General features: G+C 48.4%; 19 protein-coding genes. 14 read left to right on the top strand and 5 right to left on the bottom strand.

Going from position 1 to position 17,461, the window contains the following annotated elements; genetic code table 11:
• Positions 1–108: 108 nt before the first annotated feature.
• From HPY27_RS22040 to ilvD, 3 genes are all read right to left on the bottom strand, one after another.
• A complete protein-coding gene (locus HPY27_RS22040; RefSeq protein WP_174225953.1) occupies positions 109–1,365 on the bottom strand; it encodes an MFS transporter in 1,257 nt (418 codons plus the stop codon).
• Positions 1,366–1,485: 120 nt separating this feature from the next.
• Positions 1,486–2,088, bottom strand: a complete 603-nt coding sequence (locus HPY27_RS22035; RefSeq protein WP_017250561.1) for an ArsR/SmtB family transcription factor — start codon at positions 2,086–2,088, stop codon at positions 1,486–1,488.
• Positions 2,089–2,224: 136 nt separating this feature from the next.
• Entirely contained in the window at positions 2,225–3,901 is a 1,677-nt protein-coding gene (ilvD, locus tag HPY27_RS22030) for a dihydroxy-acid dehydratase (protein ID WP_106836032.1), read from the bottom strand.
• Between the two features lie 221 nt (positions 3,902–4,122).
• Here ilvD and HPY27_RS22025 point away from each other — a divergent pair, with 221 nt between their 5' ends.
• On the top strand, positions 4,123–4,611 hold the full coding sequence (locus tag HPY27_RS22025) for a PaaI family thioesterase (RefSeq protein ID WP_174225952.1): 489 nt from the start codon (positions 4,123–4,125) through the stop codon (positions 4,609–4,611).
• 47 nt (positions 4,612–4,658) lie between these two features.
• On the opposite strand, the gene HPY27_RS22020 is transcribed toward HPY27_RS22025, so the two are convergent.
• Positions 4,659–5,036 carry a hypothetical protein gene (locus HPY27_RS22020; protein WP_017250558.1) on the bottom strand — a complete coding sequence of 126 codons (378 nt, stop codon included), beginning with the start codon at positions 5,034–5,036 and terminating at the stop codon, positions 4,659–4,661.
• A gap of 260 nt (positions 5,037–5,296) precedes the next feature.
• On the opposite strand from HPY27_RS22020, the gene HPY27_RS22015 reads away from it, so the two are divergent.
• The 6 genes from HPY27_RS22015 to HPY27_RS21990 all read left to right on the top strand — a co-directional run bounded on the left by HPY27_RS22015 (position 5,297) and on the right by HPY27_RS21990 (position 9,563).
• Positions 5,297–6,073 (top strand): inositol monophosphatase family protein, encoded by a 777-nt coding sequence (locus HPY27_RS22015; protein ID WP_017250557.1) that lies wholly within the window; start codon positions 5,297–5,299, stop codon positions 6,071–6,073.
• A 145-nt stretch (positions 6,074–6,218) separates the two neighbouring features.
• Complete coding sequence (locus HPY27_RS22010) at positions 6,219–6,665, top strand: hypothetical protein (protein ID WP_174225951.1); 447 nt, start codon at positions 6,219–6,221, stop codon at positions 6,663–6,665.
• 11 nt (positions 6,666–6,676) lie between these two features.
• Positions 6,677–6,937, top strand: coding sequence for a hypothetical protein (locus tag HPY27_RS22005; protein ID WP_017250555.1), 261 nt, complete (start codon positions 6,677–6,679; stop codon positions 6,935–6,937).
• 4 nt (positions 6,938–6,941) lie between these two features.
• The gene (locus HPY27_RS22000; RefSeq protein WP_174225950.1) at positions 6,942–8,189 is read left to right on the top strand and encodes a glutathionylspermidine synthase family protein; all 1,248 of its coding nucleotides are present in this window, start codon (positions 6,942–6,944) and stop codon (positions 8,187–8,189) included.
• Between the two features lie 21 nt (positions 8,190–8,210).
• Positions 8,211–8,648, top strand: a complete 438-nt coding sequence (locus HPY27_RS21995) for a DUF350 domain-containing protein (protein ID WP_017250553.1) — start codon at positions 8,211–8,213, stop codon at positions 8,646–8,648.
• A 147-nt stretch (positions 8,649–8,795) separates the two neighbouring features.
• On the top strand, positions 8,796–9,563 hold the full coding sequence (locus HPY27_RS21990) for a potassium channel family protein (protein ID WP_174225949.1): 768 nt from the start codon (positions 8,796–8,798) through the stop codon (positions 9,561–9,563).
• Between the two features lie 42 nt (positions 9,564–9,605).
• Here HPY27_RS21990 and HPY27_RS21985 read toward each other — a convergent pair whose 3' ends face one another.
• Positions 9,606–10,487 carry a LysR family transcriptional regulator gene (locus HPY27_RS21985; RefSeq protein WP_174225948.1) on the bottom strand — a complete coding sequence of 294 codons (882 nt, stop codon included), beginning with the start codon at positions 10,485–10,487 and terminating at the stop codon, positions 9,606–9,608.
• 147 nt (positions 10,488–10,634) lie between these two features.
• Here HPY27_RS21985 and HPY27_RS21980 point away from each other — a divergent pair, with 147 nt between their 5' ends.
• The 7 genes from HPY27_RS21980 to HPY27_RS21950 all read left to right on the top strand — a co-directional run bounded on the left by HPY27_RS21980 (position 10,635) and on the right by HPY27_RS21950 (position 17,448).
• On the top strand, positions 10,635–11,393 hold the full coding sequence (locus tag HPY27_RS21980; protein ID WP_174225947.1) for an arylamine N-acetyltransferase family protein: 759 nt from the start codon (positions 10,635–10,637) through the stop codon (positions 11,391–11,393).
• A gap of 26 nt (positions 11,394–11,419) precedes the next feature.
• Positions 11,420–12,313 (top strand): alpha/beta hydrolase, encoded by an 894-nt coding sequence (locus HPY27_RS21975; RefSeq protein WP_174225946.1) that lies wholly within the window; start codon positions 11,420–11,422, stop codon positions 12,311–12,313.
• A 155-nt stretch (positions 12,314–12,468) separates the two neighbouring features.
• Entirely contained in the window at positions 12,469–13,281 is an 813-nt protein-coding gene (locus HPY27_RS21970) for a sirohydrochlorin chelatase (protein ID WP_174225945.1), read from the top strand.
• Positions 13,247–14,863, top strand: coding sequence for a nitrite/sulfite reductase (locus tag HPY27_RS21965; protein WP_174225944.1), 1,617 nt, complete (start codon positions 13,247–13,249; stop codon positions 14,861–14,863). Before HPY27_RS21970 ends, HPY27_RS21965 begins: the two co-directional genes overlap by 35 nt.
• A 39-nt stretch (positions 14,864–14,902) precedes the next feature.
• Positions 14,903–15,139, top strand: coding sequence for a DUF3906 family protein (locus HPY27_RS21960; RefSeq protein ID WP_173623725.1), 237 nt, complete (start codon positions 14,903–14,905; stop codon positions 15,137–15,139).
• A 56-nt stretch (positions 15,140–15,195) separates the two neighbouring features.
• The gene (gene cobA, locus HPY27_RS21955; RefSeq protein WP_174225943.1) at positions 15,196–16,716 is read left to right on the top strand and encodes a uroporphyrinogen-III C-methyltransferase; all 1,521 of its coding nucleotides are present in this window, start codon (positions 15,196–15,198) and stop codon (positions 16,714–16,716) included.
• Positions 16,717–16,731: 15 nt separating this feature from the next.
• Positions 16,732–17,448, top strand: a complete 717-nt coding sequence (locus HPY27_RS21950; protein ID WP_174225942.1) for a phosphoadenylyl-sulfate reductase — start codon at positions 16,732–16,734, stop codon at positions 17,446–17,448.
• Positions 17,449–17,461 lie beyond the last annotated feature (13 nt).

Here is a 17,461-nt window from a genome sequence, read left to right as displayed (position 1 = left end):
GTCTCGCACACTGTAAAGTTGCGAAGAGTGAATATGCAAGTTTTGTAAATACGATACGGAAGAGGGATGATCCATTGCAGATCATCCCTTTTTGCTTTCGCGAATAATTCAATCGGATCTCTTTGTAGGCCGTGCGTACTTTTGCCGCCAATAAAAGAAACAGGAAGCAATGAAGAGAGGGATGGAGGCAAGCAGCATCACTTCCTTGGCCGTTAGTCCGCATGCGATCAAAAGACTCGTTATCGCCTGTGAAATCGGCTGCAAACCTAAAGAGGAGAGCGAGACCAAACTCATGACTTTCCCCAACGAGGCTTGTGGTACCTTTTCCTGAACAAAAGAGAGGATCGGAATATTAATGAGAGAAAACGTGACGCCAAGCGTAAAAAGAATAAGCAAGCTGAGCCAGAACTGTTGAGTGAGACTAAAAGCAAAGAAGACAAGCGCTTGCATCATCATGAAAAGAAAGGCGATCTGCAACCTGTTTTGACCCAGTGTCGTGAGTGCGAGCACGATTGCACCGGCAAGCATGCCAAAAGCGAGTGCCCCTTCCAAAAAGCTGTACTGCAGGGTAGAACCAGACAACACCTGATCTACAAAAATTGGCAAGCCGATGTATAAGGGGCCCATCAAAAATACGTTCAGGCAGATGATAGAGGTTAATAGCAAGGGAAGGAAATCCGATTGTCTGACATAATAGAAGCTTTCCTTTATCGATTCCTTGAGCCTTTGCTGTGGTTTTGAAAGAATGGCTGGTTCCTGTTTCGGCATGCACCATGCGGATACACTTGCAACCAGAAGAAGCAGCCCAACAAAGCCATATAAAAGGGGGTAACTTCCCCACTCAATCACAAAACCGGCAAGAACAGGACCGAGCAGCTGTGAGGTTTGGTTTGTCGTTTGCAGCACCGAATTCGCACGCAAAAGGGAAGTAGAGGGTACGATTGACGGCATAAGCGAATTTTGAGCTGGCCAATAAAAGGCATCAATGGTACCGAAGAAGAAAGCGAACCAAACAAATAGCGCAAGCGAGGAATACCCCCACCAAATGATTCCTCCAAGCAACAGCATCAAACATGCTTTCAACATGCTTGTGATCGATAGGATTCTCTTTTTGCTCATCCGATCAGCGAGCGTTCCGCCTATGAGCATGAAGACGATCCTGGGAATGGTTGCCGCCATAAATACGATGCCTAATGAGGCCTCCTGAGCTAAAACCTGGATGATATACCAGGTTTGCGAGAAAAGAAAGAGTGAGATACTGAGTCCGGAACAAAGGGCGGACAACCAAAGAAGGGTAAAGGGTTTCGTAAACAAGCGGGATGTATCCGCCGAGGGAAGGCTAGATTGCTTGGGGACAGCTTCCATGGAAATTCACTCTCCTTATTATTAACCGGTTAAAAAATATTAACCGAATGTCCGAAAGAAAAACCTACTCGAATAGGTTTTTCATACACAGGTGGAATTTTCGTATGACAGTTTCCTTTGTTACTGCTGTCCATCCTTTTTGAATAACGGTTCATCAATTTGAAATCCCGTAATCATCAGGTAGTAATCCTGCATGGAAGATGGGTCATCCAGGGAGCTTTGCTGCAATTCGTGGAGCAGGTTCCGGTATTTTTGCAAAAAGGACACAAACGCCTGCTCGCTGACTCTGACTTCAGACTGCAGGGAGATGCGCGGCCATTTCTCGACTTCCGTTGACGTCAGGGCAAAGGCTTCTTCAGGAGCACTGAGCGCTCTTGTTTTCGCACGTTGCAAGACTTCGACGTAAGATTGTCTGGTAGCCTCTTTCGACTCCGTATACGTGAGTAGATGATCAGCGGGTATGAAGCCTCTTGCCACCGCCTGATAGTATTTGAGAATGTTGCCGCCCTTTTCTTCTTTTTTAACCAACTGGATGATGCCGTGCTTCTCCAGCTCACGCAGGTGGTAGAGAATCTTCGCGCGTGACAGTCCAAAAAGTTGGGAGAGCTGTTGCCCTGTGTGCGGCTTTTCCACCAGACGCATCAGCATTTTCGTGCGTAACGGGTCACTGATCACTTTTAGCTGATCGTAGTTTTCGATGATAAAAATCGACTTTTGCTCCAATATGCATCACAATCCTTTTAACCAGTTAAATTTTATTAACTTGATTGTAGAAGGGAATAGCTGGAAAAGTCAATACAAAAACCCTTCCTAAGTGACAGTGATTCACAAAGGAAGGGTTTTGCTTTTACTTGCAACACTAGATTTTCAAAATACCACCCATGCTCGCATTCGTTACCAGCTTGGAGTAACGAGCCAGATAGCCTGTTTTTACTTTTGGCTCGAATTCTTTCCAGTCTTCTTTGCGGCGAGCCAGCTCGGCTTCATCCACGAGCAGTTGCATCGTGCGCTCCTCGAGGTCAATGGAGATGATATCTCCGTCCTGTACGAAGGCAATTGGACCGCCTTCTGCGGCTTCTGGAGACACGTGACCAATACTGATCCCGCGAGAAGCACCGGAGAAACGTCCATCTGTGACGAGAGCGACTTCTTTACCGAGGCCCATACCCACGATTTGTGAGGTAGGAGCCAGCATTTCTGGCATGCCTGGGCCGCCTTTAGGTCCCTCGTAGCGGATGACGACAACGTGACCGGATTTAATTTTGCCAGCAGCGATTCCTGCCAGAGCGTCCTCTTGGGAGTCGAAGCAGATCGCTGGACCTTCGTGCTTTTTAATAGAAGGATCGACACCGCCTGTTTTGATGATCGAGCCTTGCTCCGCCAGGTTGCCGAACAGAACAGCGAGACCGCCGGAAGCGCTGTACGGGTTGTCCAGGCGACGAATGACTTGATCGTTTTTGATTTCGGCGTCAGCGATGTTTTCGCCAAGGGTTTTGCCTGTGACAGTGATACGGTCTGGATGGATCGCGCCTGCTTTTTTCGCGATTTCATTCAGAACGGCTGATACGCCGCCTGCCTCGTGGCAATCCTCGATATGATAGTCGGAGGAAGGCGCCAGCTTGCAAATATGCGGAATGCGCTTCGCTACTTCGTTGATGCGCTCGATCGGGTATTCGATGCCTGCTTCTTGTGCGATCGCCAGTGTATGGAGAACGGTATTGGTTGACCCACCCATCGCCATGTCGAGTGCGAATGCATCGTCGATTGCTTCGAGTGTTACGATGTCGCGTGGCTTAATGTCGCGTTCAATCAGATTTTTCAGTTTTTCAGCAGATGCTTGTACCAGCTCGCGACGTTCAGGAGAGACAGCGAGTACGGTACCATTGCCAGGCAGAGCCAAACCGATGGCTTCGAGCAGACAGTTCATCGAGTTCGCTGTAAACATACCAGAACAGGAACCGCAAGTCGGGCATCCATATTGCTCCAGCTCTTCGAGTTGCTGATCGTTGATCAAGCCTGCTTGGTGAGCTCCGACACCCTCGAATACGGAGGAAAGTGAGATGGAGCGACCATCACTCGTTTTTCCGGCTTTCATAGGACCACCGGTTACAAATACGGTTGGAATGTTGACACGAAGCGCGCCCATGATCATCCCAGGTGTGATCTTGTCACAGTTCGGTATACAGATCATGCCATCAAACCAGTGAGCAGCGACTACGGTTTCCAAACTGTCTGCGATGATCTCGCGGCTCGGGAGGGAGTAGCGCATCCCGATATGTCCCATAGCAATTCCGTCGTCAACACCAATCGTATTGAATTCGAAAGGAACCATGCCAGCAGCACGAACGGCTTCTTTGACCAGTTTTCCAAACTCCTGCAAGTGCACGTGACCTGGAATAATGTCGATGTACGAGTTGCAAATGGCGATAAACGGTTTATCGAAATCCTCATCCTTTACACCTGCTGCACGAAGCAAGCTACGGTGCGGTGCGCGGTCGAATCCTTTTTTGATCATGTCACTGCGTTGTCTGGCCAATTTGAAAAACTCCCTTCCTATACGGATAATGCCTGTCTTATGTTTTGAACTATCTTATCAATTTTTAATAACAGAAACAACCGTAAAAGTCTGAACATTTGCTCAGTCTCGAGTGGTTCGGACAGCTGCTCTCGATTGGCATAAGTTTAGGAATCATAGCGAAATCAACTTGTTTGGGATAAAATAGAAGAATCGATTCCATTTCGGTTGGAGTGAACAAAATGTTAGATGAGCTAAAAAACATCTGGTCTGACGGGAATGAAGAAGAGCGCCGCATTCTCGAGCTGGCTGTTGCTGCCATTCAGCAGAAGCGGGAAAGGAATAGCGCGTTTATCTCTGGATTTCTTGGATTAAAGGGAGAGTTCATCGACGAAGAAAGACAGTCGTATCGCTTCGAATTGCCTCTGACCCCTTTTATGCACAATTCAGGTCGAGTTGTTCATGGAGGGATTCTCGCGACTTTGATCGATTCAGCGATGGGCTCCTTGATCAATCGGTCCTTGCCATCTAATCAGTATGCAGTGACCACAGAGCTGAAGGTCAATTATTTGCTTCCGGGAATAGGAGAGCGGCTGCGCGCAGAAGCGAGCTTTTTGCATCGCGGACACACGTTGGTCGTCATGGAGGGCAGTGTCTACGATGATCGGGATAGGCGGATCGCCCATGGTACAGGAACGTTCATCGTGCTATCCAGAAATGATCGGAAATAAAAAGCCCTCGCTCCACACCAAAAAGGCGAGAGAGAGGGTTGACGGTGTTATTTGATGACAACGAGACCGCTGTATTCCGAAACATAAGCGAGCATTTTGGTGGAAAGCGGCACGATAAACTCCATGTTTTCTTTTTCGACGATACCGGATCGGGAAACAATCCGCGCCCATTTGGCTGTCAGCTTGTAGTAATCGGAACCAAATGAGGCATGAACCGCCTCACTCTGATGCCGAAACGTGACAGGGCTAACGTCCAGCTTCATCGGGACCATGCTAATGATATCCTGCAAAAACAAATGGTAGGTCATATGTGGCTTGAAAAAAACGAGCTCCTTTGTGGTGACAGAGAAGCCGTAGCTATTATTCATTTGGGTGAATTTGAGTTCACCTTCCATATTTTTCAGCCGAATGAAGTCGGTGTTCATGTTTATCCCCCTCCTTCGGGTGTCTTTCTATGATAGTAATCTTTCCTGCACAAGTGCAAGTGGAAGGTTGTTCAAAAAGTCGTCTTTTGATCACGAAGTAGTCCAGAAAGCGAATTCGACATCGAATATGGCGTTCACCTCCGAAGTCCGGTGCTTATGTAGATTGCCTACACTCCGCTCCTTTCTTTCGGTTCTCGCCATCTTCTCGGTGCTGAAAAACCGACTTATTGTGTTCCAAAGAGAAAAAGGAGCGAAATGTCATGATTGAAATAGCAAAAGAAGCAGCAAGTGTCGCGGGTGCGTTTTTGAAGGAACGTTTTCTCGAACAGCTCGTGCCCGATGAGGAATTGCATAACGACGTGAAGCTGCCAGAGGATAAAGGCAGTGAAAAGCGCATCATTGAGGTCCTGCATCGTCACTTCCCGACACATACCATTTTTTCTGAAGAGGTCGGATTGGTTTCCCGCGAGGAAGAGTATCTGTGGATTATCGATCCTTTAGATGGAACGAATAACTATTTTATCGGCTATCCGTATTTCTCGATCTCGATTGCCTTGCAGCACAAGGGCGAGCTGGTGCTGGGCGTCGTCTACAATCCGGTAGCGGGTCAAATGTTTTGGGCGGAAAAAGGAAAAGGAGCCTATTTGAACGGAAAACGATTGAACGTCAATAACCGTCAAGACCTCACACGTGCAGTCGGTACATACATCCGTGGACGTGACACGGTAACGAAGGAAGAAGAGATGGCTTTTACGGAACCGTTTGTATTCCAGACCAAGCGTCTCATGCGAAATATTGCGCCTGCGCTGGACTGGTGCTTGCTGGCAAACGGATGGCTCGATTATATCGTGATGCAACGTTCCAATATTATGGATGTGGCCGCCGGAATTGTTATCGCCCAGGAGGCGGGTGCAACGATTACGGACTGGTCTGGAAAACCGTATCAGCATGAGCCATTCCAACAAGATCACACGCCTTCATTAGTGGCGAGCAACGGACATTTGCATGAAACGATTCGCGGTATGATTCGACAGTAACGGGAACAAAAGAAGTAGGACTTATGTAGCGGTTTATGGCTCAGCTGGATTTCTTTTCATTTATTGGCAACTAAATGTTTCGGTGCACGTATAAAATTGTTGCGCATGATTTGTTATTCTGTGATAGGTAAAAGAGGTGAGAAAAATGGCACGACTGGAATATCGGCTGCTGGATGAGGCGAGGGGATACCCTGTTCAGTTTTACTACGACAACGTGAACAAAGACGAGGTCTCCTTGCGTTTTGCTTGCGATTATTTGGTGAAGGGGCATGTCGTTTATGAAAAGACTTCCTGTGCAATCCAAAACGGCACGTATGTCATTTACGTCAAGCGCTCAACAGAAGAGCAAGCTGTCGATTACGCGGAGGCTGTGACTGCACGCTGGGGCAGCATCCAGATCGAAATGCGTGAATATCAAGAAAATGCACGCGTTTATCCGCTCGTACACACGTTTTATTTCAAGGACGATGACGATGCTCTCTTGCATTTGCAAAGCGACTATTTGTACGTGAATGGACGCGAATGGGAGAAGACATCAGCCGAGGTGGATGAAGATCGGCAGGTTTATATTTACTACGCGAAGCCAGTGTAGGAGGAAGAAAGATGGCACAAACGAAATCGAAGAAAGTAGTCGGAATGTTCGTCGCTGCAGCACTTGCGATCAGCGGTTGTTCTTCCGGGGATGACTATGATGATGATTGCTACGATAACGACAATGACGGCTATTGTGACGATAGCAGCAGCAGTGGGGGTTCGAGCTCTACTTACAGGTCTTACAAGAGCAAATCCGGAGTATCGAGTGGCATAAGCACGAGCAGCTCCAAAGGCGGTATCGGCAGCTCGGGCTATTCCAGCTCCGGGTGAGGTGATGGAAGTGGAAGACCTTAACCGACGAGAACGAGAGGCGCTGTATGGCCCGATGCGGGAAGAGGGCGTATTTACCTGGGATTGGATGTATGGCGAGGAGTATGCGCTTTATGATATCCACCTGATCCCGCCCTCCTTTCGAGAGGAAATCGCGATGGCAACCGAGCGGCTTGGGCAAATTTTTACCAAGGTCGTTCCGGTATTGCAGCGTGCAGAGGACTCCCTGTTGTTGGAACTAGGAGTGCCAAAGCAGGCTTTGCAGGCAGTCAGGATTGTCGTTTCCCAAACAGTGCCGACTGTGATTGGACGCTTTGATTTTGCCCAGACAACAGAAGGATTGAAGATGCTTGAGTGCAACAGCGATACCCCTACAGGAATCGTCGAGGCTTTTTATGTGAACGGTCGTGCTTGTCGCCATTTCCAGCGCGAGGACCCGAATGAAGGGATGGAGCGGCAGTTGCGTTCGGCATTCAGCAAGGTGGTCGACGCGTATCGGGCACAGGGCTATGATACGGATTCTGTCTGGTTTAGCTCGCTCGACTGGCATGAGGAAGACAAGGGAACGACATTGTACTTATTGAACCAATCGGGTCTGTCTGCTCGGTTTGCCGCTTTGGAGCATTTGCGTGTTTGGCAAGATCGTCTCTATGTAAAGGAGAATGAGGAGCTACTGCCAGTCGATGTGCTGTACCGTCTGCATGCTTTGGAAAAGCTGGCGGTAGAACAGGATGAAGATGGCTACCCGACTGGTGAGCATGTGCTTTCGTTGATTGCCCGCAAAAAACTCGCCATTATGAATCCTCCTTCTGCGTTTCTCATTCAGACGAAGGCTTTGCAGGCACTCATCTGGAACTTGCATGAGGCGAATGAATTTTTTACCGAAGAGGAGCACGCGATCATCGAAGCTTATATGCTGCCGACTTATTTTGAAAATCGGTTTGCAGGCAGGGAGGACTATGTCACGAAGCCGATTTTTGGGCGGGAAGGTGGCGGTGTCATGCTGTTTGCATCAGATGGTACGCTGCAAGAGAAGGATCAGGAAGAGTTTTACTGGGAGCAACCGATGATTTATCAGAAACGTGTGGAGCTTCCACGGATAACGGTTCAGACGATGAAGGGAGCTTATGCTGGGCGGCTACTCTGGGGGGCCTTTTGGATCGGCACAGAGGCATCGGCAATTGTAGCCCGTGTCGGAGGACCGATTACAAACAACCTATCCTATTATTTGCCGGTGGGCATAGACAAGTAGCGAAAGGAGAGGACAATTTATATGTTGGGACAATTGGATTACGTATTGAATTTTTTGGCGTATTTGGCAGTAACCATTCCGATATTGGCTGTGGGAATTTTTGTGTTTACAATCACGACTCCTTACAAAGAATTTGATCTGATCAAGCAGGGGGCACAGACTGACGATCCGAAGAAAATGGCAGCGGCAAAAGCAGCCTCGCACGATTTGGGAGGGAAAATCATCGGTTTGGCAATCGTCCTCGCTTCGGCTGTATACCACTCCGTTAACTTGTGGGATTTAGTCATCTGGGGTATTGTAGGAATGGTATTTCAAGTCATCGTTTTTTATTTGTTCGAATGGGTCACACCATTTAAAGTCGTGTCTGAAATTCCGAACGGGAACGTAGCCGTCGGTATTTTCGCTTCGCGATTGAGCATTGCAGCGGGCTTGTTGATGGCTGCGCTGATCAGCTACTAAGCATGGAAAGAGGCGTTCACCTTCGAAGTCTGGTGCTCGTGTAGGTTCTCTACATTTGGCTCCTCCCGCTTCAGGTTCTCGCCTCTTTTTCGATGCGGAACAGATCATATTTTGAGCAGGCACTTATGAGCACGGGGAGGAGTCTTTTTGTTCTGGCGCGTCATGTATGAGATTTTTATCATTATGCTAGTGATTACGTATGCGATCCTGTTGTTTGCAGACTTCTCTAATCACCCTCTGCTGACTGATGAACTGATGGACAAGGTAGACAATGCGCTGATCATCATGCTGATTGTCGAGTATTTGGTCCGGCTATGGAGGGCGAAAGACAAACGAAAATTCGTTTTCGCCAACTGGTTCGACCTGATCGCGATGATTCCATTGGACTCTTATTTGTATTTAGCCAGAATCATGCGTGTGCTTCGGCTGGTGCGTATCGTGCGTGCTTCGCCGTTTTTGTTGGGAATCATTCGATCAGGCCCGATGCGTCAAGTAGTTGGTGTCGTCACGATCATCATGCTGTGGAGCTCGACTGCTATTTATTTGCTCGAATACGGTGTAAACGAGAACATCAAAAGCTTCCCGGATGCGTTGTGGTGGTCGATTGTGACAACCACGACAGTCGGCTACGGTGATATTTCGCCCGTGACGGCGGGAGGAAGAATCATGGCGACGATCTTGATGATAACGGGGATCGGAATGCTAGGAGCTTTGACGGCGAATTTTGCTACGCATTGGACAGAGACACATGAAAGCAAAGGCCCGGATGAGAAAGATCGCTTGACCGAAGAGATCAAAAAGCAGACGATCGCAAACATCCAACAGATCGAAAACTTGAGCGAGCACGAATATGAGACGCTCAAGGAAAGTATGGATTTGCTGTATCGTCGAACGAGGAAAAAGAGTGAGGAATAAGAGGAGCTGTCAGGTATTGGCCTGACAGCTTTTTTGTTGTGATTACTGTTTTTCTTGAGCGTAATGCTGTACAACAAATTCACGAAAGGTCTGTGCAGCAAGTGACAAGTAGTGCTTTTCATGCCAAACCAAATGAGGAGTCCATTGGCAAACAGGCTCCTCAATATGAAGGAGCGTAAGCGGTGGCAATTCCTTTTTAGCGGCGATTGGTAAAAATGCAACACCAAGGCCAGTGCGTACCAAGCCGCTGATGGCTGCAGGTTCGTCCCCTTCACATACGATATTGGGTAGAAAACCAGCCTCTCGGCAGAAATCATCGGTGATCTCACGGAACATATACCCCGGTTTTAGACTGATGAACGGATCATTTGCTACTTCGCTGAGGTGGATTCGATGGCGGCCTGCGAGACGATGAGCACTTGGCACTGCCAGTACGATCTCTTCTGTCAATAAGGGCAGATTACAGATTCCCGGCCGATCAATCGAGGAAGTAGCGAGGCAAAAGTCGATTTCACCTTTTTCGAGCAGTTGAACCTTCAATTCTTCTGTCGTTGCTTGGGTGATGCGAAAGCTGATGTGAGGATATAAGGATAGAAAAGGTGCCAGTAATTCAGATACTCGATTCAAGGTTGTCGTAGCTAACAAAACACTTCCACGTTCCAATCCAGCTAGGTCTGAAATTTCGCGTTTCCCATCTTCTAATGCCCCAAGAGCGATATCCACCTTCTTGAGAAAAGCTTGTCCAAAAACATTCAGGCGGATTTGTCGCCCAATCCGATCAAATAAGGGGACTCCTAATTCTTCCTCCAAACGAGCGATGGTAACACTGAGAGCTGGCTGGGCTATACGGAGTTCCTGTGCCGCTTTTGTCATATGTTCCGTACGGGCGACTGTCTGAAAATACTTGAGCTGAAGTAATTCCATAGTACATTTCCACCTTATATTGATATATTCAGTGTTATTAATATGATAATGAATTATATATTTTTATTTATTGATGATCAACTTTATAATAAAAACGTAAACAGAAACATTATAAATGATTAAGTATAAAAAGAGGTGGATCATATCATGGATACACAAAAATATTTAGAACATATTCAGGCTGAAAGAAGAAGTGAGCTGAGTCTCGATTACTTGTCCCATCTCCAAAAACAGCATGTCCTCCATGTTCATTTTGAGAATCTTGATATTCTTGCAAAAAAACCTCTGTCTTTGCATGAAGAAGACCTATATCAAAAAATTGTCCATGCCAAAAAGGGTGGAGTGTGCTACGAGTTAAACGGAATATTTTATTTTCTGCTAAAAGAACTGGGATTTGCGCCTTATCTGATGGCAGGAACCGTCTATGTAGGAAATGGAGTCTGGGCTCTTGAAAACGCCCATTTGTTCAACATCGTACCGCTTAATAACGAGGAATACTTGGTGGATGTAGGCATGGGCGGTAATTCGCCACGGCTCCCTGTTCCAATGAGTGGCGGTGAAGTTATTGATAGTGATGGAGTTTACCGCGTATACAAGGATGAGACCCATTCGCTTTACTATTTGCAAAAGAAGACCGGCGAGGAGTGGGAAAATCAATATCGATTTGAGACACCTTCCCATCAATGGAATTTAGAGAACATCCACCCAATCTGTGTTTTAACGGAAACTTCTCCTGAATCGATGTTCAACAAGATGTATTTCCTTTCGAGAGTAACGGAAAATGGACGTATCACATTGTTAGGAAATACGTTGATTATCGTCAACGGCAAAGAGAAAACAAAAGAAAAACTGGAAGGACACGAGATCGAGGAAGCGGCTCGTCGCTATTTCCAGATCAATATTTGATAAAAAACTTTAAGGAGGACTATTTTATGGCCTTAGATCCACAAGCCAAAGCGTATCTTGCACGAGTGAATGATGTTACTTCCCTTCGTGGAGAGCATGGGGAACCAAAAGCTGTATCGAAAGTAGAAGATTTTCAAATTCCTGTAAAGAACGGTGATATCAAGGTTCGAGTTTATACGCCAAATGAAAGAGATTCATTACCTGTTTTTGTTTATTTGCATGGTGGTGGATGGGTGGCAGGAGACATTCATGAAGTGGATACCCTATGCCGAAACATAGCACATGAAGCTGAGTGCATCGTTGTTTCAGTAGAGTATCGCAAAGCTTTTACGCATAAATTCCCGATTCCTCTAGAGGATTGTTATGAAGCTACCAAATGGGTAGCTGAAAATTGTTCCATGCTGAATGCAGATAAAACAAGAATAGCAATTGGTGGGGACAGCGCGGGTGGAAATCTTGCTGCTGGAGTTGCCACCATGGCACAAAAGTACAACAATCTCTCATTAGCGGCTCAAGTATTAGTTTATCCGAACCTCGATCTTACTTTGACTTTCGACAAGGCACCATCATACCGTGACAATGCCGAAGGTTATCTGCTTACGACTAAGGGAGTTTTCTGGGCAGCTCAAAACTATTTAGGTGACGAAATTCACAGATACAATGTATTTGCTTCAGCTTTATTGAACTATGACTTGGAGAATTTACCATCGACTCTTATTATTACAGCAGAATACGATCCTTTAAGAGACGATGGTGCGGAATATGCCAAGCGTCTGAAGGAAGCTGGAGTTCCTGTAGAATATAAGTGCTACGAGGGAATGATCCATGGATTCTTTTGGCTGGCTGGGATTATGGATAAAGGGGTTCAAGCACGTTCTCAGGTTTCGAAGTTTTTAAAAGACGTATTTACAACAAAATAACAAACGTTGTAAGCAGCCGCACGAGATAGCGGTTGCTTTTTTATTATGTTCAAGTGGAATATTGATTTTGTTATTGACGGAGCAATCCATCCCAATTATAATTCCGAGTAAACATATATGAATTACAAAATAAGTTTGGATAAGGGGATTATCCGATGGCGAAAACAGTGGTTTTGGTAATTGCTCACGGTTCACCCGATCCTGACTGGTTGGCGTTGGTGGAATCAGCCGTTTGGCAGTGCCGCACTGATTTGCCAATTCGGGTAGCTTACTTGGGAGGAGTGGAAGGACGAAGCATCAGCGAGGAAGTGAAACGTCTGGAAGCATCAGGAGCTACAACGATTGTCGTCGTTCCGCTATTCGCTACGGCAGGAAGCAATCACGTAGGGGAAATCCGCGCGATGCTTGGATTAGACCCATGGCCGACAGGAGAGACAGACCTGATTCGCGTTCCGGTTCAGGCAAGAATTCTCTGGTGTCCGCCATTGGAGGATCACGGAAACGTCGAGCAGATCGTGGCAGAGCGAATCGCAAGTCTATCACACATGCCTAGTCAGGAGGCTTTGTTGCTCGTCGGGCACGGCAGTGACTTGCCTGGATGTCATGAGCGGTGGGAAAAGCTGCTCTTGCGTCTGACATTCCGCTTGCAAAACCGCTATGCATTTGCCGCTGCCGGATATGCGACACTGAGGCCCGATACTCTGTACGATCAAGCCTGTTCACTGGCACAAAAAGGGGATGTCCTCGTGCTTCCTCTGTTCGTCAGCCAGGGCTATTTCACGCGACAAGTAATCCCGAAACGACTTGCGGGCTTGGCTTATCGCTATGAGGGCAGTGCGTACTTGCCCCACCCCCTGATTGCGGACTGGATGAGCCAATCGATTCGAATGGCATTGGTAACTGACATCTTCTCACAAAGGAGCATGTACGAGCATGGCAGAGAGAAAGCAGTGGAAGTGGGCTGCTGATCCATCCCTCAACAAAATGGAGTTTACGAAGCTGGAAAAAGACGGTCTGGATGTCATCGAAACGATCGTAAACACCTATTCCAAAGAAGGTTTCGCATCGATTGAATCTTCTGACATGGATCGATTTAAATGGGCAGGCATCTATCAGCAGCGACCAAAGAACGGCCACTTCATGATGCGCGTGCGCATACCTGGAGGCATTTTGAGCAGCGAACAAGCTCGGGTGCTCGCCAACATCGCGGAAGATTATGGACGTGATCTGGTGGATGTGACCACACGTCAGGCCGTGCAATTTCACTGGCTCACGGTAGAATCGCTCGCTGACATTTTTGATCAGCTCGCCTTTGTGGGACTATCCTCTTTTGAAGCATGTGGAGACTGCCCGCGGCAAATCATGGGGAACCCACTGGCAGGAATTGATCCCAATGAAGTGCTGGATACGCGTCCCATCGTAGCGGAGTTGGAAAAATTCTTCTTGCTCAATCGTGACTTCTCCAATCTGCCACGCAAGTACAAAATATCGCTTTCTGCCAATATTCATAACGCCGCGCATGCGCAAATCAACGATCTGGCTTTCACTCCGGCTAAAAAAGTCATGGCTGGCGAGGAAGTAATCGGCTTTCATGTATGGGTAGGTGGCGGCTTGTCAGCGAAGCCATACTTGGCGAAGCAACTGGATGTGTTCGTTCGACCAGAGGAGGTCGTCAAAGTGGCGGCAGGAGTTACGACTCTGTTCCGCGATTTCGGCTACCGTCAAAAACGTACCCATGCACGTCTTAAGTTCTTGGTCGCTGACTGGGGACCGGAAAAGTTCAAGGAGCAATTAATAGAGCTGGTTGGAGAGCTTGAGCCGGGTGGTATCGATTTAACCTCGGGCTGGAATGGTGGATACTTTTACGGCATTCACGAGCAGCGCCAAGCAGGACTATATTACGCAGGCTTGTCTGTTCCCGTTGGACGAATGAATGCAGGGGAGCTAAATGAAGTTGCCCGTCTGGCAGACGAATATGGCGATGGAACGATTGGCACCTGTAACACCCAAAATGTCCTGATACGCAACATTCCCGAAGCGAAGGTCGCAGCTTTCCGCAATGAGCCGATAATTGTGAACCGTTTCAAATTGCAGCCCAATACGTTTGTCGGGTATGCCGTATCGTGCACAGGTACGGAATATTGCAATCTGGCTATCGTGGAGACCAAGGAGCGGATGCGTTCGCTGGCTCAATATTTGGATGATACGGTCGTTCTCGAAACGCCGCTGCGCATTCATATGATCGGTTGTCCGAATTCTTGCGGTCAGCGCCAAATTGCGGATATCGGCCTGCAAGGCGCACTGGTCAAGACATCGAACGGAATGGTAGAGGCGTTTGACATCTACGTAGGTGGGACACTGGAGGAACCGCAATTCAACCGCAAGCTCAACGCGCGGATTACTGTGGACAAACTCGGTCCGTTCCTTGCCCAATTGATCACGCTGTACAAGGCGGATCGTCAGGAAGGCGAACCATACTGGCGCTATGTGGAGCGGGTAGGACTTTCCCATATCCAAGCACAGGTTGACTCCATTCTGCAACCAGCGTAATGCTTGTGCGGGTATAGCCAGGTTAAGGGGTGACATGTCATGGCAGAGGAAACAGAGAGCTACCTTTACAAGCTGGAAGCCGTGCTAGAGGAAGGTCGATTACTGACGGTTGTGGTCATCGCCAAAACGGATGAGCGAGCCTTCACTTCAGCTGAGAACAATCTCTTGCGACATACGATAGTGCCACCTCGTATCAGAGAGCTGAGCTTGGTTGAAAAGAAGCCGTTCGGACGCCAAGGAGTCGGGTACGTAGTGGAAACCTCTACGTTTACTTAAATATGGCGAGGGCTCTTCCTGTGAAGGAACCAAGCAGCAAGGAGGACGGATTCGTAATGAACACAGGCAGAGTCGTTTTTGTCGGAGCAGGGCCTGGTGACCCCAAGCTGCTGACGATTCGCGGCATGGAGTCGCTTCGGCTTGCGGATGTGATTGTGTACGATCGCCTAGCAAGCCCGCAGCTTCTCTCGTACGCAAAAAAGGGAGCCACCCTCATCTATTGCGGGAAAGAGGCGGATCATCATACATTGCCGCAAGAAGAGATCAACCTCCTGCTCATCCGGGAAGCTCAAAAAGGGAAATATGTCGTTCGACTGAAAGGCGGGGACCCGAGTATGTTCGGGCGGGTAGGAGAAGAAGCACAGATGTGCCGTGACCATTCTATTCCGTTTGAGATCGTCCCAGGGATTACTTCCGGGATGGCGGCTCCGCTCTATGCGGGGATTCCGCTGACTCATCGTGACTACAACTCTTCCGTCGCTTTTGTCACTGGTCACTTGTGTGAAAAAAATGCGGGAAAGGAACCGGACTGGGCTGCCCTCGCCTCGATGGAAACGTTGGTCATCTACATGGGTGTGAAAAATCTGCCTCGCATCAGGGAGCGCCTTCTTGCGCATGGAAAAGACGTCCATACGCCCGTTGCTCTCGTGCGCTGGGGGACGGTGCGTGAGCAGGAGACGTTGATCGGCAAGCTTGGGACGATAGATAAGGAAGTCGAGCAGGCTCGTTTTGCCGCACCCGCTATCATTATTGTTGGTGAGGTCGTTCGTCTGCGAGAATCGCTGAATTGGTACGAATCACGCCCCTTGTTCGGACAACGAGTAGCCGTTGCAGGAAGAGCAAGCGATGAAGGAAATAGCGAGCTCGTAATTGCATTGGAGCAGTTGGGCGCCGAAGTCCTACCGATTCCTTTGATCAAACGCTGCACGTTTGACACACCATTGACAGAGCTAGCCACTTATCGTTGGCTCGTCTTCGAGAATGAGCAGCAAGTATCCTTTTTTACTTCTGCCTTGCGACAACAGCGTTTTGATGTACGGCGCTTGACGAGCAAGCTGGCTGTTTGTGGGCAACTGGCTTTTGAGGCTTTCGAGAAACGGGGGATATATCCGGACTTGGTGCTGGATGAGAACACATCACTGCTCGCATTCCCTGACCTGCTTGCCTTGGAAAAAGAAGAGCAGGTGCTTTACATAGGGGCAAGGAAGCCGCAAAGAATCACGTTGGGCCACGGCAAGGTGATTCAAGTGATCCAAGCAGGCACAGTGGAATGGGATGAGAAGCACCTCGGTGCGAAAGAGGCAGGATTGTCATTTGATTGGCTAGCGACGGATGAGGCTCATACGCTGTCAGCGCTGGCGCAATTCGCCGGCAATGCCTGGTCAAAGACACCGATCGTATGTGTCGGGAAGGAAACAGCAGCTGCGGCGAGAGAAATGGGCTGGCAAACCGTGAGCAGCCATGAAGATAAAGCGATCCATATAAATGAGCTCATGGCGTGGCGCGACCATGCCAAGCGTGGGCAGACGCTTGTCTTGTCGACGACTAGTTCGCAGGAAGGATCGTACGCTGAATGATCAAGGAGGGGGCACATGAGCCAGCTAAATTTTGCGACAGCTACAGAGGAACAACTCGCTTCCATCAATAATAGTCTCGCAAAGGGCGACACCATAGATGTAATCAGATGGGCCTACCAAACGTTTTCAGATGATTTGATTTATTCTTGTAGCTTTGGGGCCGAGGCCATGGTGCTGCTCGATATGATCAGTGGAATAAAAAAGGATGCCAAGGTCACTTTTTTGGATACGAATCTCCACTTTTCCGAGACGTACAGCTTGATTGAGCAGGTGAGAGCGAGGTATCCTGCGTTGCAGATAACGGTCAAGCAGCCGGAAATCACGCTGGCACAGCAGGCAGACCTCCATGGAGAAGAATTGTGGAGCAGGCAGCCGGATATGTGCTGCCATATCCGCAAAGTACAGCCGATGGAAAGTGTGCTGACCGGAGCGGTTGCATGGTTGTCAGGACTACGCAGAGAGCAGTCGGCCACGAGAGCGAATGTCGAGTTTATCAATCGCGATGAAAAATTCCAGTCGCTAAAAATTTGCCCGCTCATTCATTGGAAGTCGGAGGAAGTATGGCAGTACATTCGGGCATTTGAATTACCGTACAACCCCCTTCACGACCAGAGCTATCCGAGCATCGGCTGCGCTCCTTGTACTCGTCCTGTAAAAGAGGGCGAGGATTCGAGAGCAGGGCGCTGGGCGCAAGCAGGAAAAACGGAATGTGGCTTGCATCTCGCAAGGTAACGAAAAAGAGAAG

This window comes from Brevibacillus sp. HB1.1 (genome assembly GCF_013332445.1).
Classification (GTDB): domain Bacteria; phylum Bacillota; class Bacilli; order Brevibacillales; family Brevibacillaceae; genus Brevibacillus; species Brevibacillus porteri.
The sequence above is the reverse complement of the archived record's forward strand: the minus strand, read 5'-3'. Positions and strand labels throughout refer to the sequence as shown.